A 25308-nucleotide genomic window follows, 5' to 3' on the forward strand; every position below is an offset into this window, starting at 1 on the left:
GCACTCTCGAAACATTTCGAGAGCGGCCGGCCTGCGCGGTTGGCTCACATACGCATCACTTCGTGTCCGGTCGGCCTATGATGACCGCGCGGAAATCGTTGACATTGGTCAGCGTCGGCCCGGTGACGACGGCGTCACCGAGCGCGCCGAAAAAACCGTGACCGTCATTGTCGGCGAGCGCCTGCCTCGGCTTGATGCCGGCAGCCGAGGCGCGCGCGAGCGTATCCGGCGTCAGGATCGCGCCGGCGGTTTCTTCGATGCCATCGACGCCGTCGGTGTCGCCGGCCAGCGCCCAGATGTCGGCCAGCCCGTCGAGGGTCACGCCAAACGACAGCAGAAATTCAACATTGCGGCCGCCGCGCCCATGGCCGCGGACCGTCACCGTCGTCTCGCCGCCGGACAATAGCACGCAGGGCGCTTTGAAGGGTTGGCCGCGCTTCGCGACCTGCTTGACGATGCCGGCCAATACCGTGCCTACGTCCCCTGCTTCGCCTTCGATGGAATCGCCCAGAATATGCACCGGCATGCCGGCTTCGCGCGCCACGGCGGCGGCGGCTTCCAAAGCCATCTGCGGCGTCGCGATCAGATGGGTCTCAACGCCGGCGATCAGCGGATCGGCCGGCTTCACCGTTTCGCCGCGGCCGCTCTCCAGCGTGTCGCGAACGGCGGCCGGCAGGTCGATGCCGTAACGCGTAACGATGGCGAGCGCATCGGCGCAGGTCGTTACGTCGGCGACAGTTGGACCGGAAGCGATGTCGGCCTCGACGTCGCCGGGCACGTCCGAGATCAGCAGCGTCACCACCTTGGCTGGATAGGCCAACGCGGCAAGACGGCCGCCCTTGATGTCCGACAGATGGCGGCGGACGCAGTTCATTTCCGAGATGGTCGCGCCCGACTTCAGCAGCGCGCGGTTGACCGCCTGCTTGTCTTCCAGGGTGATGCCTTCGGCCGGCAGTGCCAGCAGCGAGGAGCCGCCACCGGAGATCAGACACAGCACGGTGTCACCCGGCCCCGCCGCCACCGCGATGTCGCGGATCCGCTTTGCGGCCGCGAGGCCGGCAGCATCGGGAACCGGATGCGAGGCTTCGACGATCTCGATCCGCTCGCACGGGACGGCATAGCCGTAGCGGGTGACGACCAGCCCGGACATTTCGCCGGACCAATGATCTTCGACCGCACGCGCCATTGCGGCGGACGCCTTGCCGGCGCCGAGGACGATCAATCGTCCTTTCGGCGTTTTAGGCAGATGAGGCGGGATGCAATGCGACGGCTGGGCCGCCTCGATCGCCGCATCAAACATCTGTCGCAACAGGGCACGTGGGTCGAAGCTCATGGTGTCGTCTTTCGTGGAGATCAGGCTTTCTGGCCGATCTCGAAGTTGGCCAGCAATTCGAGCGCCTTGACCATACCCGAATGGTCCCAGGCACTGCCACCGTTGGCGGCGCAGGAGTTGAAGAGTTCCTGACATGTCGCGGGTTTGGGCAGCGAAATGCCCATTTGGCGTGCGGCGGTCAGGGCGAGGTTGAGGTCCTTTTGGTGCCGGGCAATCCGGAAGCCCGGGTCGAAGGTCCGTTTGACCATGCGATCGCCATGTACTTCAAGAATTTTGGACGACGCAAAGCCGCCCATCAGCGCCTGGCGCACGCGCGCCGAATCCGCGCCCGCCTTGGAGGCGAACAGCAGCGCCTCGCCCACCGCCTCGATGGTCATCGCAACGATCATCTGGTTGGCGACCTTGGCGGTCTGGCCGGCACCGGCGCCGCCTACCAGCGTGATGTTCTTGCCCATCAGTTCGAACAGCGGCTTGACGATCTCGAACACCTCGTCCTTGCCACCGACCATGATGGAGAGCGTGGCCGCCTTGGGGCCAACTTCGCCGCCCGATACCGGCGCATCGACATATTCACAGCCGAGCGCTTCGATCCTGGCGGCATATTCCTTGGTCTCGATCGGCGAGATGGAGCTCATGTCGACGACGATCTTGCCCTTCGACAGGCCTTCAGCGGCGCCGTTTTTGCCGAACAGCACAGCACCGACATGCGGGGTATCCGGCACCATCACGAAGAAGATGTCGCACGCCTTGGCGACGTCTTTGCTGGAATCGCACTTGACGAGGCCCTTGGCGAGCAGTTCGGCCGGCAGATCCTTCTGGTCATAGGCGAACACCTAGTGACCAGCGGTGATGAGATGGCCCGCCATCGGCGTGCCCATGATGCCGAGACCGACGAAACCTAGCTTGCTCATGATATAACTCCTTCAGGATGATAGTCGCGACCGCTGTTGGTCGGTCTGGTGCAAGAAAGTGACCCAGCGCCCGGATCAGAGATATTTGTCGTGCAGCGCCTGGGTGGCACCGCGGAACGCGCCTAAGTCGCTGCCGACGCCGACAAATGTGACGCCCAGTTCCAGATAGTGGCGGGCATCGGCTTCGACAGGCGCGAGAATGCCGCTCGACTTGCCATGACGGGCAGCCGCCTCAAATATGCGCTGCATCGCAGCCTGCACGTCGGGATGTCCGGGATTGCCGAAATGGCCGAGCGTGGCGGCCAGATCGGACGGCCCGACGAACAGGCAATCCACCCCGTCGATCGCGGCGATCTCGTCGGCCGCATCCAATCTGGTTCTCGATCTGTACGAGCAGGGCGATGTTGTCGTTGATGACCTCGAAGTAATTCTTCACCGTCGCGTAGTGGTTCGACCGCTGCGACACCGAAACGCCGCGTACGCCCTTCGGATGCCATCGCGATTTCGACCACGCGCGAATTATAGATCAATGTTCACACCGACCTGCAATTCGTCCCGCAGATCCGGGCAGTGTCGAGCTTTCTGAAGGCAACCTTCAAGGCGGACCCGATCATGCAGGCCGACACTTCGGGGCGCAAACTGCTTGAGGCGCTGCTGGAAGCTGACGGCCATATCGCCACCGCCCACGGCACCTAGAAAACAGTTCAGGGCGGCGGCGCGTGCCCCGCTTTCCCGCACGCAACCGATTGACGTGCGGCGCCTGCGGGAGCCGCCCGCTTCACTTGCTGTCGAACCACGCCTTCCATTGCGGCACGGCGGTCGCGAATGTCCCACGGTGGGTGGTGGGGCCGGTGGAAACCGCCTCGACCTGCAGATTGCCGCTGCCGATCGCGCGCTGATAGGTCATTGCCAATTGACCAAGACCGACGCTGATGACCTCGTCGCTCTCCCCGAAATAGTTGCGCACCGGGGTCTTGATCACCCAGCGATACGAATTGGCCGCCGCCACCAGCCGGCCATAGGCGGAGGCGGCAAAGTACTGCGAATCGAAATATTCGGGGCGGATCAATTTGTGCAGGTCGGTCGGGACATCGGCGGCATTGTAGGGCTGACGCTGATAGGCCTTGCGGGAAATTTCATAGGCGTCGTCATTGATCAGCGCGCGCGCCAGCCCGGGAATTCCGTAATAATTCTCGAACGAGAATGCCGACAGGATGAACAGCGTGGTCACCCAACTCGCATCGTTCTTGCGCGGGAAGTTGAGGAAGCCGTTCAGCGCCACGGAGACATCGACGGGCGCGCTCGCGGTCGCCGTGGCCACGACAGCCACGCCGGTGCTCTCCAGCTTCTCCAGAAGCGCCATGGTGACGAAGCCGCCCTGCGACCAGCCGGCGAGATACAGCTTTGGCGCGCCAAGCTTCATCTGGTCGAGCACGGCACGGCCGGCCTGCAGCATGTCGGCCGTCGCCTGCTGGTGGCTTCGCTTGACCATGTAGCCTTCCGGCTCGGTTGACGCCCCCATGCCGAAATAATCGGCGCCGATCACGATGCGGCCCTGCCCCGCGAATTGCGCAATCATCAATTGCGTTTCGGGCGACTGCTCCGGATAGGACGGCACCTCCTGCTTGCCGTACACCGTGCCGTGTTGATACGACACCAGCGGAAACGACGTGCCCGCAATATCAGGGATCGCGAGCAACCCGGTAGCGGTGATCGGCTTGTTGTCGCGCTCCGGCACCACCGATGAATAGGTCACGCGATACAATTTCACCGCGTTGGTCGCAGGCGTGTAGGTCACCGGAATGCCGGAGAATTTTGGCGTATCGACGGTGAGGATCTGATTGAGGCGGTTGACGTCCCAGCGATCGAGATATTCGTAGCTCACGCCCGAGGTGACCTGCAACGGCCCCTGCTGCTGGGCGCTTGCGGGCGACCAAATGAGCGCTGCGCCCGCCAACACGAAGGCGATCCGAACGAGAACTTTCATCGCTAATCCCTGCCGAGCAATATCCGCGCGAGCGCGCATCCCGGGCGACGGCCCTCAGAGGGATTTAGCAGTGGCCGGTAAAGAAAGTTCCAACTCTGCCGCACGGATCACGCGCGGCAGGCAGCGGCAATCAGGCTCGCGCGATTTTGCTCGCCAAGCCTGGGCGATCCGCGGAGCCATCGCGGCGGAAGAAGGCCACGCGGTCCATGTCGAGCTCCACACCAATGCCTGGCCCCGTCGGAACTTCGAGCGCGAAATCGGCATAGCGCAGCGGCGTGGCGAGAATTTCTTCCGTCAAGAGAAGCGGTCCGAACAGCTCCGTTCCCCACGCCAGTTTGGGAAGCACCGAAAAGGCCTGCGCCGACGCAGCCGTGCCCACCCCGCCTTCGAGCATCGTCCCGCCATAGAGACCAATGCCGGCCGCCTCGCCGATCGCGGCCATCTTGACCGCATCATACAGGCCACCGGCCTGGTTGATCTTCAAAGCGAACACGTCCGCAACGCCGCGCTGGGCGACGTCAAATGCATCCCTGACGCCATGCCGAGCTTCATCGGCCATGATCGCGACCGAAAAGCGGCCGCTGAGGCGTGCCTGTGCACCCCGATCGTCGCGCGAGAGCGGCTGCTCGATCAGATCCACACCGGCGGCTTCCAGCGCGGGAATTCCGCGCCGCGCCTCGACTTCGCTCCATGCCTGGTTGACATCGACGCGCACACTGGCGCGGTCGCCGAGGGCTCGCTTGATGGCGGCGACATGTGCGACATCGTCATTGACCGACCGCAGCCCGATCTTGAGCTTGAAGATATTGTGCCGGCGCGCATCCAGCATGCGCTCGGCTTCCTCGATATCGCGCGCGGTGTCTCCGCTGGCCAGCGTCCAGGCGACCGGCAGCGAGGCATGCTGCCGCCCGCCCAATAGTTCGGATACCGGAAGATCGAGCCGTTTGCCGAGCGCGTCGAGCAGCGCCGTTTCTACGGCGCAGGTCGCAAAGCGATTGCCTTTGACCCGCTGCTTGACCTGGCTCATCAGCGCTGCCACGCGCGAGGCGTCCGCCCCGAGAATAGCCGGAGCGATATAGGTATCCACGGTCAGCTTGATACCTTCGGGGCTTTCCTCGCCGTAGCTGAGACCGCCGATCGTGGTGCCTTCGCCAATTCCAACAGTACCGTCCGAGCAACGGATAATGACCAGCACCAGCGTCTGGCTGTTCATCGTATGCATCGACAGCCGATGCGGGCGGATGGTCGGCACATCGACGAGGATGGTTTCGACCGCATCCACCCTTGCCGTTACTGGCATAGTCATGATCGCCTCTGCTGTCGTGCTGGAACGGACGGCGGAACCATCAAGGAATCCGCCGCCTGCTCTGCTTACTTCTTGACCAACGGACAACGCGATGCCGACAGCGGCTGGAACGCGTCTTCACCGCTGATGGTCGCCAGCAGCTTGTAGTCGTCCCAGCGCGCCTTGGACTCCGACGGTTTTTTCACTTCAAAAAGATACATGTCGTGCATCATGCGGCCGTCTTCGCGAATCCGGCCGTTCTTCGCGAACATGTCGTTGATCGGCGTTTCCTTCATAACCTTCATGACGGCCGCCGCATCCGTCGTACCGGCCTTCTTGACGGCGTTCAGATAGGTCAGCACCGACGAGTAGACGCCGGCCTGTGCCGACGTCGGCGCGCGCTTGGTGCGCTTCATGAATCGCGTCGTAAACGCGCGCGTCTCATCATTCAGATCCCAATAGAAGGCTTCGGCGAGCAACAGCCCTTGCGCCGTTTCCAGTCCCACGCTGTCGATGTCGGAGATGAAAGCCAGCAGTGGCGACATCTTCTGCCCGGACTGGGTCAAACCGAATTCCGCCGCCTGCTTGATCGCATTGATCGTGTCGCCACCCGCGTTGGCCAGACCGACCACCTTGGCCTTCGAGCTCTGCGCCTGCAGCAGGAAGGACGAGAAGTCCGACGTGTTGATCGGATGCCTGACTTGGCCCACGACCTTGCCACCGGCCTTGGTGACGACACTGGACGTGTCGCGCTCGAGTTCCTGGCCGAAAGCGTAATCGGCCGTCAGGAAGAACCAGGTGTCGAGGCCACGTTTGACGGTAGCAAGACCGGTTACGCTGGCAAGCGCATAGGTGTCGTAGGTGTAATGGACGACATACGGACCGCAAGCCTCGTTCGTGAGACGCACGGCGCCTGGACCGTTGAACATGATGATCTTGTTGCGAGCCTTGGCCATCTCTGCCGCGGCAAGCGCCGTCGCCGAGCCGGCCACGTCGACGATGGCCTCGACACCCTGATTATCGAGCATTTCACGCGTGAAATTCGCGGCGAGGTCTGCCTTGTTGAGATGATCCACCACGACCATCTGAACCTTGCGGCCGAGAACCTCACCGCCGAAATCCTCGATGGCCATCTTGGCGGCCGCCTCGCTGCCGGGCCCGGTGATGTCGGCGAACAGTCCGGACATGTCGAGGACCGCCCCGATCTTCAGCGCTCCGTCATTCTGGGCCGATGCGACTGGGCACGCCAAGGTCAGAGCGGCGAGCACCAGACCTGAAACTACCTTCTTCACTTTATTCTCCCTGGCCTTCTTTGCGAGGCCGCTAACGATGATCGAAGTCCCGAAATTGCGATTGAGATCGTGGCTGGCTCACTGGCTTCCGCGGACGCCGGCGGCATCCACGATCTGCTTCCAGCTGGCGTTTTCCCGGCCCAGATGATCGGCCAGTTCCTGGCGCGTTGATGCGATCACGCGACCGCTGACCTCGGCGAAGCGACGCCGGACGTCAGGATCGGCCAGGACCTTCCGCAGGTCCGCGCTGATGCGGTCGGCCAGTTCAGGCGGCATTCCGCCGGGCCCGAAGATGGCCCACCAATTGCCGAGTTCGAAGCCGGGCACGCCGGATTCATCGATCGTCGGCACATCCGGCAAGGCCGCGACGCGCTGTTTGGTCGTCACTGCGATGGCACGGAGGCTGCCGCCCTGAACCTGCGGCAGCGCAGTCGATGCATTGTCGAACATCACATCGATGCGACCCGACATGAGATCCGTCAGCGCCGGCGACGAGCCGCGATACGGCACATGGGTGAGCTCGATGCCCGCCTTCTGCCGGAACAGCTCCGCCGCCAGATGAAGCGATGAGCCGATGCCGGCCGAGCCATAGGTGGCGCCGCCCGAGCCGGCCTTCTCTTTGGCAAACCCAATGAGGTCACGGACGTTCTTGATCGGCGACGACGGCGCGACGAGCACGATGTTGGGCGTTTCCAGTGCCAGGGTCAGCGGCGTCAGGTCCTTCAGCGGATCGTACGGCATGGACTTGAACAGCCACGGATTTGCCGCAACGGCGATCGAGCCGAGCACGAGCGTGTAACCGTCGGGCGCGCTCTTGGCCGCAGCGCCCACGCCGATATTGGAACCCGCGCCGCCACGATTTTCGACCACGACCTGCTGCCCATAGAGCTGGCCCAGTTTCTCGCCGATCGTCCGGCCGATGATGTCCGCCGCGCCGCCGGCGGCGAAGGGAACGATCAACAGGATCGGTTTGGTGGGATATTCGAGCGCTGCGCCGGGCGCCGCGCCGGCGAAGGCCAGCGAGCCTGCCAGTATCGCGGGGACTGCCCCGGAGACGAAAAAGCGTCGAGAAATCATGGGCTCATGCCCTCCCTGCCGAAAGTCGAAAACGACGTCTGCCGCTGCCGCTGTTTGATTGGCCGGGACGGTGCCATGGCCGGAGCAATAGGCCAATACACTTGAAACTATTGATCCGATCGGTAATTGTAATCGCGCAATGGATCCCAGGCGCCTCAATTACTTTCTTGCGGTAGCCGCGCATGGCCGGATGGCAAAAGCGGCGGACGCGCTCGGCGTAGCCCAGCCAACGCTCTCGCAGCAAATTCGCGCGCTCGAACAAGATCTGGGCACCGTGCTGTTCGATCGGACCCCGCAGGGCATGCAACTGACCGAGACCGGGCGCACCCTGCGCGAGCATGCGCAACGGCTGATGGTGCAGACGCAAGCCGCACGGACCGCGATCGCCGAGCTCGAAGGCGGCATGACCGGAACTCTCCGCGTGGGAGTCATCCACACCTACAGCACCGCCTTTCTGCCAAAGATGATTGCGAGCTTGAGCCGTCAATATCCGGGCGTCCGGCTCAACGTGGAAGTGGGAAGTGCGTTTGATGTCGAGCGGCGGATCCTGTCGGGCCATCTCGATCTGGCGATCGCGTTTGATCCGCCACAATATTCGGAACTGGGAGTCGAGCGCCTTTTCGAAGAGCGTCTCGTTCTGGTCCGCGCAAAAACACGCGAACGACCGACGCAGACCTCCGTCCCGTTCGCCTCGTTAAGCGGTCAACCGCTTGCGCTGTTGAAGACCACGTTCGCGACGCGTCGTCTTCTCGACGAGTCGCTCCCCGAAGGCATGGTGCTCGACATCCGCGTCGAGATGGACGCGGTCGAGGCGCTGATCGAGTTGGCCAGATCCGGCGGACCACCGACCATCCTGGCCGATCGCAGCCTGACCGGCAGGCGCGATCTCGACATCCTGCCGATCAGCCCGCCCTGGATCCGTCGCTACGGAGCCATTCTCTGGGACGCACATCGCTACCAGACCGCCGCCGCACGCGCCTTCATGCGGATCGCTAGCGAAACAACGCGGACGATGCGAGGCCCCGAACCTTCCATTGCCGCCGAAACCTGACCGCTCCAGATGGGCATCGACGCAGGCATACGGATTCCACTGACGCGGCCGACCGTAAAGGACAGTTTTCAGTACGCAGGCGAGTTCGACCGGCCGACGCCGCAATACAAGAATCCATTTCGCGTGACCTCCTCGGGCGAATAGATATTCCGGAGATCAACGATCACCGAGCATACCATGAGCGACGCGAGTTGCTTGAAATCCAGTGCCCGGAATTGCTCCCATTCAGTGACGATCACCAGCGCGTGGCTGCCTTTGGCGCATTCATAGGCATTGTCGCAAAAGGTCACATTCTCGAAGACCTTTTTGGCTTCGTCCATGCCAACCGGATCGTAGATGCGCACGATTGCGCCCATGTCCTGAAGTGCCGTGATCAGCGGAATGGACGGCGCATCGCGCATGTCGTCGGTATCCGGCTTGAACGTCACACCCAGGACAGCAATGGATTTGCCGCGGATATTGCCGCCGAAGGCACCAGCCACCTTGCGCGCCATCGCTCTTTTGCGCTGCTCGTTTACAGCGACGACTGTCTCGATAATGCGCAATGGCGCCTCGTTGTCCTGTCCCGTCTTGATCAGCGCCAAGGCGTCTTTTGGAAAACACGACCCGCCGAAGCCCGGCCCCGCATGGAGAAATTTCATACCGATGCGATTGTCGAGCCCAATCCCCCGTGCCACTTCCTGCACGTTGGCGCCGACCTTCTCGGCAAGGTCGGCGATCTCGTTGATAAAGGCCACCTTGGTCGCAAGAAAGGAATTGGCCGCGTATTTTGTCAGTTCCGCCGTTCGCCGATCCGTAAACAGAATTGGCGATTTGTTGAGATGAAGCGGGCGATAGACCTCAGCCATGACGCTGCGCGCGCGCGCGTCAGTGGTGCCAATCACGATGCGATCCGGATGCTTGAAGTCCCGGATTGCCGCTCCTTCACGGAGAAATTCCGGATTCGACACTACCGCAATGTTTTTTTCCGGGTTTTTTTCTCGAATGATCTGCTCGACTTCGTCGCCGGTTCCTACAGGCACGGTCGACTTGGTCACCACAATCGTTGCTTCCGAAAGAAAGCCGGCGATCTCGTCGGTCGCCGCAAAGACGTAGGAAAGGTCCGCATGACCATCGCCGCGGCGCGACGGCGTCCCGACCGCGATAAACACGACTTCGGCGGCCTCGACCGCCGACTTCATGTCATTGACGAAACGAAGCCTACCCTGTGCAATATTTGCCGTCACCAGATCCGCAAGCCCCGGTTCATGAATCGGAATCTTTCCAAGGTTGAGTGCGGCAATCTTCACCGGATCATTGTCGACGCAGACCACATGATGTCCGAAATCGGCGAAACACGCACCCGATACGAGGCCGACATAGCCGGCACCGACAATTGCAATCTGCATTCGTAGTCCTGTCTTAAGAAGTGTGTCGCCGCGCTGACGCGACCTTGCGTTCCGCGGATTTGTTGAACCTGCGACTTAACTGGACAGGATGAACTGGCCGTCGAGATGATGGGGAAAGAAGAAGAAGTTATTGACATAGGACCGACCGTCGAGGCGGCCGCCATTGGGCATCAGCGCCGTGACATTCTGCAACTGGTCTGTCTTGAACTGATCCACGGGGACGATCTGCCGGCCCTTCAGAAAGTAGCCCCGGTACGCTCTTTCCCGAAAGAAATCGAACACCAGCCGGGTTGCCTCCGGTCGATGCCGGTCCTCAGCTTCCACGAGAAAGACCGGCTGACAGCGATCGATCAGGCTGGTGGCGCCGTTGAGAACGTTCAACTCATGGCCTTCAACGTCAATTTTCACGAATGCCACATCGATGTCGACGATCGTGTCGAGGCGGGCCGTCCGGACGTTGAGCGAAGCGAGCGATCTACCGGATGCATCGATCTGGGGCTCGAGCGATGCCAGGCCGTGCACCGATCCCGATTCGTCCTGGGGAATAAACAACTCGCCCTCTCCATTCTCATCAGAAAGCGCGATCTCGTGGACCGTCACATTCGACGCCGACGTCCGACGAAGGAAATGCGCCATATCGTGGGACGGTTCAAACGCATAAACCTGCTTCGACAACCGCGCCAGCCGCTGCGTATACAATCCGAGGTTGGCTCCGACATCGACGGTCAACGCTCCGCGCGGCACGATTTTTTCGAGATACTGCAATTCCCGTTCCGCCGATTTGGGGCGGCGCGCAAAATGCCACTGCAGCCAGATCGACGGAAACTCCTGTTTCAGAAATGCTTTCGCGCGTTGCACGGTATTCATCTCAACCACCTTGCTTAAGAGTATTGCCGTATACGGCTTTAGTTTTCTTGACGGACAGCAGGCTTTGCCTGTCGTCGATCGTCAATCACTCGGATCTGAGAACAACAGGGCCGCCACCCGCGGTGCGGTCTGTTGCAGCAGCATTCGGTCACCGAGAAGAGACAAGTTGCTTCAAGGCAGGTTTCGCGGGAGAGCGGCCACAGCCGGAATCTCTTGCCGCCTGATCACAGCACTGCAACGATACGTGCATGCACCTTCGTCAATGCTTGCACTCCTGCGTCGGATGAATTGCCGATGTGGTTGTTCAAAACCCGCTCCCCGACAGAAATTCGCGGCGAACGGTCTTTACGATGATCATGATATCCATGCGGAGTGACCATTTCTCGATGTAGTCCAGGTCGTATTCGATCCGGGAAATGGCCAGTGCCGGCTCGACGGTGCTGCCTCGACAACCGCTGACCTGGGCGAGGCCCGTAATTCCCGGTCGGGCGGTGTGCCTCTGGAAATAATACGGGACGAGATCCTCGTAAGGCACATTGGCGGCAAGCATTCCGGGAACGTGGGGCCGCGGTCCGACCAGCGACATGTCGCCCTTGATGACATTGAGAAGCTGCGGAATTTCGTCGAGGCTGGTCTTCCTCAAAATGCGTCCCACAGCCGTAATTCGCGAGTCGTCCTGCACCGTCTGCTTGATACCTGCGGCATCTCCGGCATCGCTGCGCATCGAGCGGAACTTGTAGATCTTGAAAGACCGGTTGCGGTAGCCGTAGCGATACTGATGAAACAGCACGGGCCCCGGCGACGTCACCTTTATGGCGATCGCCACCGCGATCCACAACGGTGCGAAAAACAGCAACGCCGCGCTGGCCGCAACCGTATCGAGCACGCGTTTTCCGATCGAGGTCGACGGCTCGGCTCGCGTCGACCGTCGCCTGGTGCGCTGGCCGATATGGCCGGCATATTCAAGCGGCCGCACCGAGATCGTATGCCGTTTCTTCCATCGCGATGCAGGACTATTCTGATTGAATCCGGAAACTGTTAATGTCGACACCATTGCGCGCCTTCTGTTCAAGGTCGGAAACGCTGGGAGCCGAAGCACTCACAGCGTCGTTACGCAGCGTTGTCCCTCGGGACGCCGCGCATTTTTTGCAAAGGGACATTCTGTTGATGCACTGGCGAAGCACACCAGGCATCTCATGTGATCGAACATTTCCTAACTTGATGAGCGAAATGCGGCGCTGCGGTGAAGACAGAGGCCTTATTGTTTACACTGCAGATCGGATCATGATCGCAATGCGAGATTGGTTAAATGCAAAGAATGGGTTACGACCCAGCCGATTTTTTTGCGCCTCGTTTTTTTTGAGATCGGTTGCACGAGTCGCTGCCGCGCAACTCTCGGCTTTTCAGAAAGACTACTTAAGATTCCGGATCGTGTGAACGATTGACGGCAGGACCGATCCGTGTCGAGTGTTTCGCGATGCATCAGCAAGACCCCACCATCCGCCCCCCTCGCCCCGCGCTTCCGCCGGAAACACGCATCTACGCTGTCGGCGATATTCACGGTTGCGCGGATCTTCTCGCGGAGATAGTCGCCCGCATCGATGACGACTTGCAACGCAGGCCGGTCCGTCATTCTGCCGAAGTTTATCTTGGCGATTACATCGACCGTGGCCCCGATTCCTGCGGTGTCATCGATCAGCTCACCATTCGACTGGTGCGAAACCGTGCAATATGCCTGCGCGGTAACCATGAAGCCATGCTGGAATCATTCCTGCATGATCCCGCTGCGCTACCAGACTGGCTGCCGCTCGGCGCACGGCAGACGTTGGCCTCCTATGGCATTTCTACGTCCGAACATCCGGCACCGCGCGACTTGCATCGACAATTGCGCGATGTTCTTCCGCGGACCCACCAGCTTTTCCTGCAATGTCTGCGCAACAGCTATTGCTGCGGAGACTTTTTCTTCGCCCATGCGGGCGTCCGGCCTAACGTGGTATTGGAATTGCAGGCAGCCGAGGACTTGATCTGGATCCGTGACGATTTCCTTAACGCGACGCAACGCCACGGAAAGTATATCGTGCACGGTCATACGCCGGTGCCGCATCCCGACATCCGCAGCAACCGCATCAACATCGATACCGGCGCTTGGCGATCCGGCGTGCTGACCTGCATTGCGATCGAGGGCGAAGAGATCGTGGTGCTCTAGCGCAAGTGCGGCCGCCGTTTGTGCGCCACATGCTTTCGCCTTGTTGGTCGCCTAGCTTGCGGCAGTCATCACCGGCCACACTGAGGTCGATAAGCAGGCAGGACCCCATGATGTTGCAACGATCACTCGGCGTCGCCGGGTTGTGCTTGATACTGACGTCCATGCCAGGAGGCTTGCGTCTCTCAACCCCGGCTATGGCACAGAGCAAGCAAGCAGCCGAAGCGACATCGGCAAGCTACACCCTTGCACCGACTGACAGAATTCGCCTGAAAGTGTACGGCGAAGCCGATATCAGCGGGGAGTATGAGATCGACAGCAGCGGCTACGCATCGATTCCATTGGCGGGGCGAATTCGGGCAGGAGGCCTGACGACCGGACAGCTGGAACGCTCGATCACGGCGGCATTGTCGAAGGGGATCGTGCGAGATCCGCGCGTCAATATCGAGATGGCGCTGTATCGCCCCTATTATATCCTTGGCGAAGTGAAGAAGGCCGGCGAATATCCGTACCGCATCGGCATGACCATTCTCGATGCGGTTGCAAGCGCCGGCGGCTTCAGCTATCGCGCTAATGAAAACAAGGTGTTCTTGCGCCGATCCGGCGGCAACACGGAAGAGGTGTATCCGCTCGATGCCCCGGTCCGGGTGTTTCCGGGCGACAACATCCGGATTCCGGAGCGCTACTTCTAGGCATCGCTGCACGCACGACCGATGACCTTCAAGATGTGCAACCCCTTGCCCCCATTCATCTCGCCATAGTCTGGTCTCTTTGCGATGGGTATGTTGCTGCAGCGCAGAAGCGCAGTTCGATACGAACGTACATCATGGACGGCTCTGTGTTCGACAAGCGCGTCACCTCCACCACTCCGTTGATTCTCGACATCGGCGCAGGCTCGCGTTCCTGCGGGCAGCGTTGTGATGTTTGAAGGCGATCAGGCTGCAAGCGCGATCCGCTTCGCACAAGGGAAACTGGATGAATCGTGCGTTGAAATGCCCGAACGCTTTATTCGCTCGTGAAGAAGCGACGCGTCCGGCAGTCTCGCGCTGCCGCGGGATTCGACTCGCAACAAGCTCAACCGCGATCGCCATCGGCCTCGCTTCACCATCTGCCGCCCAGGTCATTCCGTCAACGTTCCAGGTCGTCGCGGCTCCCTGGAATGCGCAGAAAGTATTCGAGCCATCGGTCCTGCCGGATCTCACGCCGACGGATACACGCGATGCGGTACAGCCCGAAGACATGCCTGTAAAGCAACGGCAGCAACCCGGCTATGAGCCCGTCGGCATTCGCTACGGCTCCTGGATGTTCAATCCGCAGCTGATGTCCGGTACTTTCTATGACAGCAACGTCTTTTCGTCGAACACCGACAAGCGCGCAGACATCGCCGCCGTCATCGCGCCGTCGTTGCGGGCGCATACCCTTTGGGAACGACACGGCATCGATATCAAGTTGGACACGGCATCGACGATCTATCGTGACAATTCCAGCCTCGACCAGACCGACGCCAGCCTAAAGGGGAATGCCTGGTACGATGTCTCGCACGATCTAGCCGTCCTGACGAGTTTCCAGATCGCGCATCTGAACGAAGGCGTCGGGACATTGAGTTCGCCCACCAACGCCGTTTCGCCGACGCCCTATAACCTGTTCTCAGGCGACGTCAGTGTCCGCAAGGAGTGGAACAGGCTGGCAGCATCGGCCGGCATCAGCGTCAGCTCCTACGATTACGGCCAAAGCCGCGCGCAAGACGGCACGATTATCAGCCAGGACGGTCGCGACGGGCAGATCTACGCGGTGCACGGCAGGATGGACTACGCGTTTTCGCCCATTCTCGGCTGGTTCGCAGGCATCGAAGGCAACCAGCGCAGCATCCGCGGCACACCGGAACGATCGCTGGATTCCCAGGGCTATCGCGCGTTGTCCGGCATCACCATCGGCCTGACGCACCTGCTCAGCGGCGAAATCGGCGGTGGCTATGCGCGGCAGGAGTTCAGCGATGCCACCATCGGTGTGATCGAGGGCCCGTCCTATCGCGCGCAGTTAACGTATCGGCCGACCAAGCTGCTCGATCTCCACTTCAAGGCCGAACAGATCGTCACGGAAACCTCCGCCACAAGTTCGGCCGGCGTGCAGGCCAATGCCCTTCAGGTGGGTGCCGACTACGAATTGCGTCGCAACGTCATTCTGTCGCTGGCTGGCACCTACGAGAAAGATCGCTTCTTCGGTCAGGATCGCAAGGACACGGTCGTCACCTCCGATGCCCGCGTCAAATATCTGCTCAACCGGTTTGTCACGATGTCAGCTTACCACCGCTACACCGACCGCAGCAGCGACGTCTCGGCCTTCAGCTACGACAAACATCAGGTGGGGATTAATGTTACAGCGCAATTCTGAGCTGTCGTATCTGGCGCCCGACGAGGCGCCCGCGACATTCACTGAACCATCATCGGCACCGGCGGTCGATCTGCGCGAGATGGGCCGCATCCTGCGTCGGCGCTGGAAAACGGTCGCGTTGCTGCCGCTGATCCTGATGTCGCTCGCCGTGGCCTACATCATGAGCGTAGACACGCTCTACACGGCGACATCCACAGTCCTGGTCGATCCGCGCCGCGCCAATGTTGTCGAGACGAACCAGGCCGTGCTGTCGAATTTCGGCACAGATGACGCCACGATCGAGAGCCAGACGTTGCTGATCCAGTCCGTCGCTATCCTGCAGCGGGTCGTCGATAAGCTCAAGCTCACCGAGGACCCGGAGTTCACGCCGCAGCCCGGCCTGCTCGATCCCGTCAAGCGCCTGTTCAGCAGCAGCGTGCCTGTGGCGGGCTCCAATGCCGCAGACACCGCGCGGTCGCGATCGGTCGAAATTCTTCAGCGCCGCATGAAGGTGACGCGGCAAGGCACCACCTTCCTGGTCGACATCAACGTCAGCTCCGAGGTGCCGCAAAAATCTGCCGCGATCGCCAATGCCATTGCCGAAGGCTATTTCGAAGAGCAGGTTCGCGCCAAATATGACGCGACGCGGATCGCGGCCAACTGGCTCAACAGCCAGATCGAAACATTGAAATCGCGTGTCGGCACGTCGGAACAATCGGTCGAAGACTATCGCACGGCCAATAACCTCGCAGTGTCGCAGGGCGTCACGGTGAACGACCAGCAGATCACCGATCTCAACAACAAGCTAATCTCTGCACGCGTGCAGACGGCAGAGGCACGCGCCAAGTTCGACCAGGTGCAGGAGTTGACCAGATCCCGCGCCGATCCCGGCGGCATCAATGCGGTGATCTCCTCGGAGATGATTTCCAAGCTTCGTACGCAATATGCCGACATCGCCAAGAACAGCGCCGACCTGTCCAGCAAATACGGCCCGCGTCATCCACTCGTCGCCAATTCGCGCGCGCAGCTGGCCGACACCCAGCGGCTGATCAACGACGAGATCCAGCGCATCCTGCAAAGCACGCGGCATGACTACGATATCGCGCTGTCACGCGAGAACTCGCTGAAGGAAAGCTTCGACAAGCTGCAGGGCGTGTCGAGCCAGTCCGGCCAGGCCCAGGTGCGACTGCACGAGTTACAGCGCGAGGCCGAGGCAAACCGGACGCTCTATGAATCCTATCTGGCGCGTTACAAAGAGGCATCGGCGCAGGAAAGCCTGGAAATGCCGGATTCACGCGTGGTCACCAAGGCCAGCATCCCAATCGGGCCTTCGTCGCCGAAATCCAAGCTTATTCTCGGCCTTGCCATGATGCTCGGCCTCGGCGCCGGCACGGTTCTGGCGTTTCTCCTCGATTATCTCGATGGGCGCGTGAAGACGCTGGAACAGGCCGAACAGATTTCCGGTTTGCCGGCGCTGGCCGCCCTGCCCTTGATCGGGGTGCGCGAACTCGCAGGCCGCGCCAAACGCGGACGTAGCGATCTCGGCAGTTACGATCCCCGCACAATGCGGCTGCTGCCGCCGTCCTTGCAGCCGCCACTGATGCGTTATGCTATTGAAGAGCCAGGCACTTTCTTCGCCGAAGCGATCCGCGCAGTACGCCTCTCGATCCAGCGAACGCTGCGGATCGAACCGATCAAGATCATCGTGGTGACATCCGCACTCGATGGCGAAGGCAAGACCACCCTCGCCGCCAATCTGGCGCTGTCACTGGCCACGCTCGGGATCCGTACCCTGCTCATCGACGGCGATCTGCGCAATCCCGGCCTGACGCGCGCGTTGTGCCCTCATGCCGACGTCGGCCTGTTACAAGTCGCGATGGGAGAGACGTCGCTCGACCAGGCCCTGCTGGTCGATCCCAGCACCGGCCTTTCCATTCTTCCGGCGCCGGCGGAAAAGGACGAGAATTTCATTACGGAGCTGATGTTTTCCGACCGCATCGCCGATCTGATGGACCATCTGCGGCAACGCTACGAACTGATCATCATCGACTCGCCGCCGCTGGTCCCCTTGGTGGACGGCCGCGCGTTGGCCGAACTGGCCGATCGTATCGTGCTTGCACTGGCCTGGAACCAGACACCGCAGGAGGTGGTGACCCACACCATGAACCTGCTGGCGCCAGTCTATGACCGCATGCTCGGCACGGTGTTGACGCAGGTCGATCTCAACAAGCTTCAGTTCTACGACTACTATCGTAGTTCGGCCTATCTGAAGCCCTACGGAACCGCGGCCGCTGCGGCAAGCGTCGCACGATGATGGCATCGCGGCATCTCCACGGATCGGGCACGCCATATCGTCGCGCAGCGGGTACGGCAAACCGCGCGCCGATCACAGCGACCCAGCTGGTCGATGCAGCGATCGCCGCGCTGATGCTGGTGGCGGTGATCTCGATGTTCACGGTGTCCTCAGCGATGCTGACGAACTGGAAAATCCATTACATGACCAATGGCGGCGGATTCTACGAGAAACTGCATCCCGCCACTTATGCGGTGTTCGGGGCGTCGTTCCTGCTGCTGGTCCGCAACGCAGATCCATTTGCGGAGATTAACCGGACACTGTCGCAGTCGAAACTGGTGCTGGTCTATCTGTTCTGCTGGCTTTGCCTGCTGGTGCAGATGTTCGTGCTGCAACGCCCGTTCACGGTGATCATCGACACATTTCTGCTGCCCGTTGTCCTGTGTCTGGTGATCTGGCGGCTTTCGGGCCGGCACAGGGCATGGCTGGTGTGGGCGGTCCACGCCGCGATCCTGCTGAACGTCATGCTCGGCTATTATGAATATTTTTCCGGTCATCGCCTGATTCCCCTCACGCTCGGCAGCGTGCTGGTGCTCGGTGAATGGCGCGCGTCGGCATTTCTGGGCCACCCGCTGACGGCATCCGGCGTCGTCGCCGCTTACGTGCTGGCGCTGGTGCTGCGTCCGGCACTATGTCCCGTGATCGCGATCCGCTTGCCCCTGATCACCATCTGCCTGGGCTCGCTGATGGCTTTCGGCGGCCGCACGGCCCTGATCACGGTTCTGGCGATCCTTGGCTGTCTGGCGCTGGTCGAAGCCTTCAAACTGTTTCGCGGCAAGCGGGTATCGCTGCTCGTGGCTATCACGGCGATGTGCCTGCTGTTCGTCGCCATCGGCGGCATCTTCGCCGCGCTGGACCTCGGCATCTTCGACAAGATGCTGCTGCGGTTTTCCTCGGACAAGGGCAGTACGCTGGCGCGATATGCGACGTTCAATCTGCTGTCGCATTTTGACTGGCAGGAGTTGACGCTCGGTCCAGATCCGGTCCGGGTAAATGCGCTGCAGTCGCAGCTTGGCCTGAACTACGGCATCGAAAATTTCTGGGTTTCGAGCATCGTCCAGTTCGGCCTCGTTCACACCGCGTTGCTGACAATCGGGCTCGTCTGCTTCTTCATCGAAATTCTCAGACGGTCGAGCCTCGCCGCCTGGGCGATCGTCCTGCTGATCCTGATGGTCGCAGCAAGTTCGGTGAGCTTCTCATCGAAGAACATCCAGCTCACCCAGTTTGTCGTTCTGATCACGCTGTTGCTGCCACGCGAGCCGCAACGGCGTCCGAACCAGACGCGCCGCCTTCCTGACGCAAGACACGGGCTTATTCCGGCGTAACGCCGAGACCAGGACACTGCATGGCAATCTATGTCGACCACACCCATCTGGGACGTCACGTCACCGGGCTCGAACGCATCACGCAAGAGCTGTTCTCGCGCGAAGCGCTGGCGCCGCTTAATGTGGTGCCGGTGACGTCGCATGGCACGGCACAGATGGTGGCGACGCAAACTTTCCGACTGCCATGGCGCCTCGCCATGTCGTCCTCGATCCTGCTATGCCCGGGATTTCCGCCGAGCCCGCTGCTGCGTCCGTTCGCATCGCGCGTGCTGCCTTACATGCATGACGACTTTCTGCTGACGCGCCGCGCCGACCTCAACGCCCGCGCCCGGCTCTACATGGCGGCACCGTTCAAGCTGGCGCTGCAGCATTATCCACGTTTCCTCACCAATTCCGACGACACCCGACGCAAACTGTCGGCACACTGCCGGAGCGATGCCACGATCAGCCTGTACCGACCGCCGATCCGCAACGTCTTCGATCTGCAGTCCAGGCATCGCGCCGGACGTGACGCACGGCCGCGACCCCTGCGGCTGGTCACACTCGGAACTGTGGAACCGCGCAAGAATTTTGTCGCGGCTGCCAAACTCGTTGAAGCGTTGCGTGCTCTGGGATTTCCCGGCGCCACTCTCGACATTGTCGGACGGCAAGGCTGGGGCGACGATTGGCACAGACTGAAAAGCAGCAACGGCGTGACCCTGCACGGCTACCAGCCGACGGAACGCGTCAGGGACATCCTCGACGCCGCCGACGCCTTCATCTGCACATCGCACGACGAAGGCCTCGGCCTGCCGCTGCTCGAAGCGCAATATGGCGGCCTGCCGATCATCGCCCCGGACGCGCCGGTGTTCCGCGAGGTGCTGGACGAGTCCGGCATTTTCATAGCGCCGTCCGATCCAGCCGCCGCGGCTGCACAGATCGTTGCGACCCTGACGTCGGCTGCATGGCGCGCGGAGTATGTGACGCTAGCCGCACAAAACCTGCAGCGCTGGAACATGCTGGCGGCATCGGACCGCGACAATGTCATCGAACTGATCTCGGAACTGGCACGGCGCCAGCCTTCAGCAGCACCGCCGGTTTCCCGCCCTTCCAGCGCCAGACCAGGATAATTGTTTGCAGACCACCCCCCACTCCTCACGCAACCTCGACGCGCTGCGTATCATCGCCGCATGCGCTGTCGTGGTCCTGCACTATTCGGACTATGCGAAGGACGAACCGGCCGGAAAGTTCATGGTCGATCACACCTGGCATTTCAACCTGTTCGTCGACCTGTTCTTCGTGGTGTCAGGCTTCGTCATCGCCAGCCAGTATCTCGGCCGGGTCGGCGATCCGCTTTCGATCGGCCGTTTCATCTGGCGCCGGCTGGCGCGGATCTACCCGCTGCATCTGGCGACTCTCACGTTCTACGTCATGATCGCGCTCATGCTGCATTTTGGCCTCGCCTGGACCTACAATGTGGCGCGGTACCCGCTTTCCGACCTGCCGGCGCAATTGTTGCTGTTGCATGCCTTTGACGGCGCACGCCTGACGTTCAATTTTCCAAGCTGGTCGCTATCAGCGGAGATGTTCTGCTATCTCCTGTTTCCCCTCGTGGCGCTATCCGTCACGCGCAACAAGACGGTGATCCTCGCCCTCATTGTTCTGCCCGCGCTCGGCAACAGCCTGTATGCCTTCCTCACCGGAGCCGGATCCTGGGCCGACTGGATCAACAAAGGCGGCGCATTCCGCGCACTACCGGCGTTCAATCTCGGTATCGCCTGCTACCTTTTTCGCGGCAGCATCGCGCGCTGGCCGGCGCTTCCCGGCGGCATGACGCTGCTGCTCACACTGTTCATCCTGGTCGGTTCCTGGCTGCCGGAGATGGCGGACCTGCTGGTGATCTACGCCATCGCCGTCCTCGCGATCCAGTGCGACTGCACCGCTCGCGGCACGCTGCTGACGCGATTACATGCCGATCGCTGGTCGGCGCTGACCTACTCCTGCTACATGTTGCACATCCCCGTCGCGACCATCATCCTGACTTTTGGCGGGCGCTATCTCGCGCCGCATCTGCCGGGCGGCCGATTGACGTTGATTCCGCTGGCGATCGTGACGCTGGCCGCCGCCAGCCAGCTTTCGCTGCGCCGTTTTGAAACACCGATGCGGAAATATCTAAACGATGTCTTCGACCGCAACTTCAGGAAGCAGGGGCGCGCCGCCATCGCCGCCCGTCCGGACAGCCCGAGATGAACATGACCACGCACGTTTCACCGATGCCCGCCCGGCTTCCCGACGTCAACGCCGCCAGCCGGGATAGCGCCATCGACACGATGCGCGGCATTGCCATCCTGATGGTGATCGGCATCCATTCCCTGCATCAGCCGCTGACGCCGGCCTGGGAAACCTGGCTCGACGCCGCGTTGCGGCCTTGCGTCCCGATCTTCCTGTTCGTCTCCGGTTACCTGACGATTCTTTCCGGCCGCGTGCCGCTGGCGCGGCGGTTCAAGGCAATCCTGATTCCCTATGCCATCGCCTTCGTGGCTGCCTATCTCTATATGGCATTGCATAACCCTACGATGGATCACCGCCCGACGGCCACTGCCGCGCGGTTCGCGCTCGCCTACGTCTTCGTGTATTATTATGTCTTTGTGTACGCCGGCTGCACGGTCCTGCTCTGGCTGGTACTTCGTCCTTCACGAAACGGCACGCAACGGTCCCAGCCGCAAGTTGCGATTCGCCTGCTGTTGGCGATCGCGATTGGCCTGATCGCCGGGAGCTATCTCGATCCGCTGCTGTTCCGCTTCGACCTGTCTGCCGCTCTGGTGGAGGAAGTCCGCATGCGTGACATTCCCTTCTGGTTTGGCTTTGCTGCGCTCGGCGGGCTGGTCGCGATGCCCGGCGTGAGGGAGGCAATCGCCAGGATCCGCGTGCAGCTGATCACCATGACGCTGGCGCTTTACGTTGTATACGCCGCGGTCCGGCAGTTTCAGATCGGCGATGCCGCTGACTACGATTCCGTCGCATTCTTCTTTTATTCTGCGCTGCTCTGCACCGTGTTGTTTGCCATCAAATTGCGCTGTCCCTGGCTCGCCGCACTGGGATCAGGCAGCTACTTCCTGTATCTCTGGCATATCTTCGTGATCATGGGTTTGCGCGATCACACCACACTGCGCCAGCTCGGGCCGCTCGCGGACTCCGCGATCACCGTGGCTGTAACCGTGGCGATCAGTGTCGCGGCCTTGCTGGCGATCCGGCGCCTGGCAGCGCCCCGCCTTTGCCGATGGATGGGGGCCTGACCATGCTGCTGCGACAGACCCTGCTCTATATGCCGGCACAGATCATCGGGCCGCTGTTCCAACTGGTGGCGATGGTCGTCTGGACCCATGTGATCGATGACCACACGCTCGGGGTCATCACCCTGGTCACCGCTACGCACGAATTGTTGCAGATCGGCTTTCTCGCCTGGTGGTCGCAATACGCGCTGCGTTTCTTCGGTCGCTACCAGGACAAGCACAGCGCCGAGCGGTTCTATCGCACTGAGAATACCATCTTGCTGGCCTCGGTCATCCTGCAGAGCGCAGCCATGGTTGGCGTGCTGCTGCTGGTGATTGCGCCGGACGCCAACGCCTGGTTGCTCGTCGCCACCGTTGCTTATGTCATCACCCGTTCGCTGAACCTGTATATCGGCGAGCGTGCCCGCGTCAGGCAACAGATCGGTGTCTATACCACTCAGCAGATCTTCGGCCCTGCGGTTGGCTTCTTGCTCGGCATCATTCTGATCAGGATCTTTGGCGCATCGGCCGAATGGCCGCTGGCGGGATACGCAATCGCGCAACTGGTTGCCGCGCTTGTCGTACTGCCAGTGATCGGCCATGGGCGGCAGTTGTGGCCGGTAGATCGCGAGATCGTCGATCACGCGCTGCGCTACGGTATCCCGCTCATTATCGGCGGCGCGCTTGGCTGGGTCGGCCTCAATGCATCGCGCTTTATCGTCAACGACCTGCAAGGCGTCGCCGCCGCCGGTCTGTTCGCGGTGGGCTACGGGCTTGGCCAGCGCGCGGCAGCGGTCGCGGCCATGCTGGTCACCGCGGCGGCGTTTCCACTTGCCGTCAAGAGCATGGAGCAAGGCGGCAGCAAGGCCGCGATGCGTCAGCTGGCCGACAACAGCGCCCTGCTGATCGCGATCCTGGCGCCAAGCGTTCTGGGCATCTTCATGCTGCGAACCGAAATCGTGCACCTGCTGATCGCAGCGCCGTTCCAGCATGTGACGCTGGCAGTACTTCCGCTTGCGGTGCTGGCCGGCTCGATTCGCAATCTGCGCGCGCATTTCGGCGACCAGGTTTTTCTGCTTCACAGTCGAACGCGACTGATGATCATCGTGGCGGCCATCGACGCGCTGGTGACCGTCGTCTCCAGCGTCGTCTTCATCAAATACTGGGGACTAGCGGGCGCAGCCGCCGCGACCGTCGCCGCGGCTACCATGGCGGCAGCCGTCAGCTTCTCCATCGGCTTCGTCAAGTTTGGCCTGACTCTGCCGATGGCGCATCTGTGGCGAATTGCAGCCGCTGCTGGCACGATGGCGGCCGTGCTTGCCGAATTTCAGGAAGCTCGCTCTTCCCTGGCCGTTGCGATGCATATCGCAGCCGGAGCCGCCATTTACATCGGCATTCTTAGTCTGCTCTACGCGCCGACGCTAATCAGGCTGGCGCGATCGCGATCGGTGAAGTCGGCGACATAGCCTCGGGCGCAGATCATGCCCTTCTCGCATTCCGGAAGGCCCGCGCCATGGCGTACCATAGCGGCTTCTTCTGCATCTCCGAATCAAACGGTAGCGGCCGCGGCAGGCGCTGGGCTAGCGGATCCTTCTTTCTGGCTGCGTCCGTATAGAACGAATAGTTGTCTGCCAACTCCCATGCGATAACCGTCGTGACCGCCGGAATCCGCAGCACGTTATCGAGAAATTTCTCCGCCGTGTCGGCAATCATCGCGTCGCGAGTGGCGATATCATCCGGAAACGTGTCGTCGCGGACGTCGAATTCGGTGATGTAGATCTCCACCTTGCGATCGGCCAGCGCATGAACGAACTCGGCAAAGCGCGCCGGATCGTGCGGATAACGCGGCTGCAGATGGCCCTGCAGGCCCACCGCATGGAGTGGCACACCGGCATGCTGCAGCTCATCGACCAGGCGCAGCAAACCCGCGCGCACGGCGAGGCCGACATCGTCGTCGCGCTCGGTCTGCGCCTCGTTGAGGACAAATTTGGTTTTGTTGTCGGCCATAGCCGCGCGTGCGAAGGCGCGCTGCACATAGCCGGGACCGAAGGCATCGTACCAGGGACCGAGACGATATCCGCCGGGCGCCTTATGGCCTGGCCAAAACGGCTCGTTGACAATGTCCCAGGAATGCAACTGTCCCGCGTAACGCCCGACGACTTCATCGATATAGCGATCAAAAAAGACCTGACGCTCCGCCGTGGTCATGCTCCTGATCCATTGCGGGACCCACTCGTTCCAGATCAGACAGTGGCCGCGCATCGGAATCTTGTTTGCCGCGCAAAATTGCAGCAGTCGATCGGCACTATCGAAACGCTTTGGCCCGGATTGTCCGGCAATCGTCCCGATTTTCATCGCCACGTCCGTTGTAACAATTCGTGCGTGGTTCGTATAAAGCTCGCGGTAAGCCGCGTCCTTGTCGATCACTGGCCCGGCTGCAGCGCCAAATAGCAAACCATTTGAAGCCGCTATGTGTCCCAAACCCTGCTGGGGTGCAGCACTCGCATGTTTTCCCAGGATAGAAAGCGTACCTGCGAGAGCAGCAATCGCCTGTCGCCGTGACAACTTATTCATCGATACATTCCGATCAATCACACAATGCGGCATCGCCGTGA

Annotated in this window: 22 protein-coding genes and 1 pseudogene; 12 read left to right on the plus strand and 11 right to left on the minus strand. The window is 61.3% G+C overall.

The features are described 5' to 3' along the window. Positions 1-55: 55 nt before the first annotated feature. The 3 genes and pseudogenes from FIU28_RS19235 to FIU28_RS19245 all read right to left on the minus strand — a co-directional run bounded on the left by FIU28_RS19235 (position 56) and on the right by FIU28_RS19245 (position 2616). Positions 56-1333 (minus strand): glycerate kinase type-2 family protein, encoded by a 1278-nt coding sequence (locus FIU28_RS19235; protein ID WP_143574775.1) that lies wholly within the window; start codon positions 1331-1333, stop codon positions 56-58. Between the two features lie 20 nt (positions 1334-1353). Then, positions 1354-2244, minus strand: a pseudogene (locus FIU28_RS19240) (2-hydroxy-3-oxopropionate reductase). Between the two features lie 75 nt (positions 2245-2319). After that, positions 2320-2616 (minus strand): aldolase/citrate lyase family protein, encoded by a 297-nt coding sequence (locus FIU28_RS19245; RefSeq protein ID WP_210245416.1) that lies wholly within the window; start codon positions 2614-2616, stop codon positions 2320-2322. Positions 2617-2814: 198 nt separating this feature from the next. On the opposite strand from FIU28_RS19245, the gene FIU28_RS27215 reads away from it, so the two are divergent. Further along, positions 2815-2940, plus strand: coding sequence for a hypothetical protein (locus FIU28_RS27215; RefSeq protein WP_256365911.1), 126 nt, complete (start codon positions 2815-2817; stop codon positions 2938-2940). Between the two features lie 82 nt (positions 2941-3022). Here the strand turns inward: FIU28_RS27215 and FIU28_RS19250 are convergent, their stop codons facing one another. The 4 genes from FIU28_RS19250 to FIU28_RS19265 form a co-directional block, all read right to left on the minus strand. Then, the gene (locus tag FIU28_RS19250; protein WP_143574776.1) at positions 3023-4231 is read right to left on the minus strand and encodes an alpha/beta hydrolase family protein; all 1209 of its coding nucleotides are present in this window, start codon (positions 4229-4231) and stop codon (positions 3023-3025) included. Positions 4232-4361: 130 nt separating this feature from the next. Further along, a complete protein-coding gene (locus tag FIU28_RS19255; RefSeq protein WP_143576287.1) occupies positions 4362-5531 on the minus strand; it encodes a muconate/chloromuconate family cycloisomerase in 1170 nt (389 codons plus the stop codon). A gap of 71 nt (positions 5532-5602) precedes the next feature. Then, complete coding sequence (locus FIU28_RS19260) at positions 5603-6808, minus strand: ABC transporter substrate-binding protein (protein WP_143574777.1); 1206 nt, start codon at positions 6806-6808, stop codon at positions 5603-5605. A 78-nt stretch (positions 6809-6886) separates the two neighbouring features. Continuing rightward, a complete protein-coding gene (locus FIU28_RS19265; RefSeq protein ID WP_143574778.1) occupies positions 6887-7981 on the minus strand; it encodes a Bug family tripartite tricarboxylate transporter substrate binding protein in 1095 nt (364 codons plus the stop codon). 43 nt (positions 7982-8024) lie between these two features. On the opposite strand from FIU28_RS19265, the gene FIU28_RS19270 reads away from it, so the two are divergent. Beyond that, a complete protein-coding gene (locus FIU28_RS19270; protein WP_143574779.1) occupies positions 8025-8936 on the plus strand; it encodes a LysR substrate-binding domain-containing protein in 912 nt (303 codons plus the stop codon). A gap of 68 nt (positions 8937-9004) precedes the next feature. Here the strand turns inward: FIU28_RS19270 and FIU28_RS19275 are convergent, their stop codons facing one another. The 3 genes from FIU28_RS19275 to FIU28_RS19285 form a co-directional block, all read right to left on the minus strand. Next, positions 9005-10324: a UDP-glucose dehydrogenase family protein gene (locus tag FIU28_RS19275; protein WP_143574780.1), complete on the minus strand. Its 1320-nt coding sequence runs from the start codon at positions 10322-10324 to the stop codon at positions 9005-9007. Positions 10325-10399: 75 nt separating this feature from the next. After that, positions 10400-11191, minus strand: coding sequence for an FkbM family methyltransferase (locus FIU28_RS19280; RefSeq protein WP_143574781.1), 792 nt, complete (start codon positions 11189-11191; stop codon positions 10400-10402). 304 nt (positions 11192-11495) lie between these two features. Next, positions 11496-12077 (minus strand): sugar transferase, encoded by a 582-nt coding sequence (locus FIU28_RS19285; RefSeq protein WP_246661020.1) that lies wholly within the window; start codon positions 12075-12077, stop codon positions 11496-11498. Here FIU28_RS19285 and FIU28_RS27025 point away from each other — a divergent pair. The 10 genes from FIU28_RS27025 to FIU28_RS19330 all read left to right on the plus strand — a co-directional run bounded on the left by FIU28_RS27025 (position 12004) and on the right by FIU28_RS19330 (position 24159). Beyond that, a complete protein-coding gene (locus FIU28_RS27025; RefSeq protein WP_246661055.1) occupies positions 12004-12213 on the plus strand; it encodes a hypothetical protein in 210 nt (69 codons plus the stop codon). The two genes, FIU28_RS19285 and FIU28_RS27025, sit on opposite strands and share 74 nt — an antisense overlap. Positions 12214-12668: 455 nt before the next feature. Further along, on the plus strand, positions 12669-13397 hold the full coding sequence (locus FIU28_RS19290) for a metallophosphoesterase family protein (RefSeq protein WP_143574783.1): 729 nt from the start codon (positions 12669-12671) through the stop codon (positions 13395-13397). A gap of 107 nt (positions 13398-13504) precedes the next feature. Further along, positions 13505-14086 carry a polysaccharide biosynthesis/export family protein gene (locus tag FIU28_RS19295; protein WP_246660737.1) on the plus strand — a complete coding sequence of 194 codons (582 nt, stop codon included), beginning with the start codon at positions 13505-13507 and terminating at the stop codon, positions 14084-14086. 283 nt (positions 14087-14369) lie between these two features. Next, positions 14370-15785, plus strand: a complete 1416-nt coding sequence (locus FIU28_RS19300) for an outer membrane beta-barrel protein (protein WP_143574784.1) — start codon at positions 14370-14372, stop codon at positions 15783-15785. After that, a complete protein-coding gene (locus FIU28_RS19305; RefSeq protein ID WP_143574785.1) occupies positions 15766-18078 on the plus strand; it encodes a GumC family protein in 2313 nt (770 codons plus the stop codon). Before FIU28_RS19300 ends, FIU28_RS19305 begins: the two co-directional genes overlap by 20 nt. Continuing rightward, positions 18075-19442, plus strand: a complete 1368-nt coding sequence (locus FIU28_RS19310; protein ID WP_210245417.1) for a VpsF family polysaccharide biosynthesis protein — start codon at positions 18075-18077, stop codon at positions 19440-19442. Before FIU28_RS19305 ends, FIU28_RS19310 begins: the two co-directional genes overlap by 4 nt. A 20-nt stretch (positions 19443-19462) precedes the next feature. Beyond that, positions 19463-20551, plus strand: a complete 1089-nt coding sequence (locus FIU28_RS19315) for a glycosyltransferase (protein WP_143574786.1) — start codon at positions 19463-19465, stop codon at positions 20549-20551. Between the two features lie 4 nt (positions 20552-20555). Then, positions 20556-21671 carry an acyltransferase family protein gene (locus FIU28_RS19320; protein WP_143574787.1) on the plus strand — a complete coding sequence of 372 codons (1116 nt, stop codon included), beginning with the start codon at positions 20556-20558 and terminating at the stop codon, positions 21669-21671. Beyond that, entirely contained in the window at positions 21668-22717 is a 1050-nt protein-coding gene (locus tag FIU28_RS19325; protein ID WP_246660738.1) for an acyltransferase family protein, read from the plus strand. Before FIU28_RS19320 ends, FIU28_RS19325 begins: the two co-directional genes overlap by 4 nt. Before the next feature lie 2 nt (positions 22718-22719). Then, the gene (locus FIU28_RS19330) at positions 22720-24159 is read left to right on the plus strand and encodes a lipopolysaccharide biosynthesis protein (RefSeq protein WP_143574788.1); all 1440 of its coding nucleotides are present in this window, start codon (positions 22720-22722) and stop codon (positions 24157-24159) included. 13 nt (positions 24160-24172) lie between these two features. On the opposite strand, the gene FIU28_RS19335 is transcribed toward FIU28_RS19330, so the two are convergent. Next, positions 24173-25267, minus strand: coding sequence for an endo-1,4-beta-xylanase (locus FIU28_RS19335; RefSeq protein WP_143574789.1), 1095 nt, complete (start codon positions 25265-25267; stop codon positions 24173-24175). Between the last annotated feature and the right edge of the window lie 41 nt (positions 25268-25308).

The organism is Tardiphaga sp. vice154, assembly GCF_007018645.1.
GTDB lineage: Bacteria > Pseudomonadota > Alphaproteobacteria > Rhizobiales > Xanthobacteraceae > Tardiphaga.

Bases quoted from the DNA above. Each gene is read 5' to 3' on its own strand.
- FIU28_RS19235 (WP_143574775.1), bottom strand. From the start codon at position 1,333: ATGAGCTTCGACCCACGTGCCCTGTTGCGACAGATGTTTGATGCGGCG.
- FIU28_RS19250 (WP_143574776.1), bottom strand. From the start codon at position 4,231: ATGAAAGTTCTCGTTCGGATCGCCTTCGTGTTGGCGGGCGCAGCGCTC.
- FIU28_RS19255 (WP_143576287.1), bottom strand. From the start codon at position 5,531: ATGCCAGTAACGGCAAGGGTGGATGCGGTCGAAACCATCCTCGTCGAT.
- FIU28_RS19270 (WP_143574779.1), top strand. From the start codon at position 8,025: ATGGATCCCAGGCGCCTCAATTACTTTCTTGCGGTAGCCGCGCATGGC.
- FIU28_RS19275 (WP_143574780.1), bottom strand. From the start codon at position 10,324: ATGCAGATTGCAATTGTCGGTGCCGGCTATGTCGGCCTCGTATCGGGT.
- FIU28_RS19280 (WP_143574781.1), bottom strand. From the start codon at position 11,191: ATGAATACCGTGCAACGCGCGAAAGCATTTCTGAAACAGGAGTTTCCG.
- FIU28_RS27025 (WP_246661055.1), top strand. From the start codon at position 12,004: ATGGCGATCGCCACCGCGATCCACAACGGTGCGAAAAACAGCAACGCC.
- FIU28_RS19290 (WP_143574783.1), top strand. From the start codon at position 12,669: ATGCATCAGCAAGACCCCACCATCCGCCCCCCTCGCCCCGCGCTTCCG.
- FIU28_RS19295 (WP_246660737.1), top strand. From the start codon at position 13,505: ATGATGTTGCAACGATCACTCGGCGTCGCCGGGTTGTGCTTGATACTG.
- FIU28_RS19300 (WP_143574784.1), top strand. From the start codon at position 14,370: ATGAATCGTGCGTTGAAATGCCCGAACGCTTTATTCGCTCGTGAAGAA.
- FIU28_RS19305 (WP_143574785.1), top strand. From the start codon at position 15,766: ATGTTACAGCGCAATTCTGAGCTGTCGTATCTGGCGCCCGACGAGGCG.
- FIU28_RS19310 (WP_210245417.1), top strand. From the start codon at position 18,075: ATGATGGCATCGCGGCATCTCCACGGATCGGGCACGCCATATCGTCGC.
- FIU28_RS19315 (WP_143574786.1), top strand. From the start codon at position 19,463: ATGGCAATCTATGTCGACCACACCCATCTGGGACGTCACGTCACCGGG.
- FIU28_RS19325 (WP_246660738.1), top strand. From the start codon at position 21,668: ATGAACATGACCACGCACGTTTCACCGATGCCCGCCCGGCTTCCCGAC.
- FIU28_RS19330 (WP_143574788.1), top strand. From the start codon at position 22,720: ATGCTGCTGCGACAGACCCTGCTCTATATGCCGGCACAGATCATCGGG.
- FIU28_RS19335 (WP_143574789.1), bottom strand. From the start codon at position 25,267: ATGAATAAGTTGTCACGGCGACAGGCGATTGCTGCTCTCGCAGGTACG.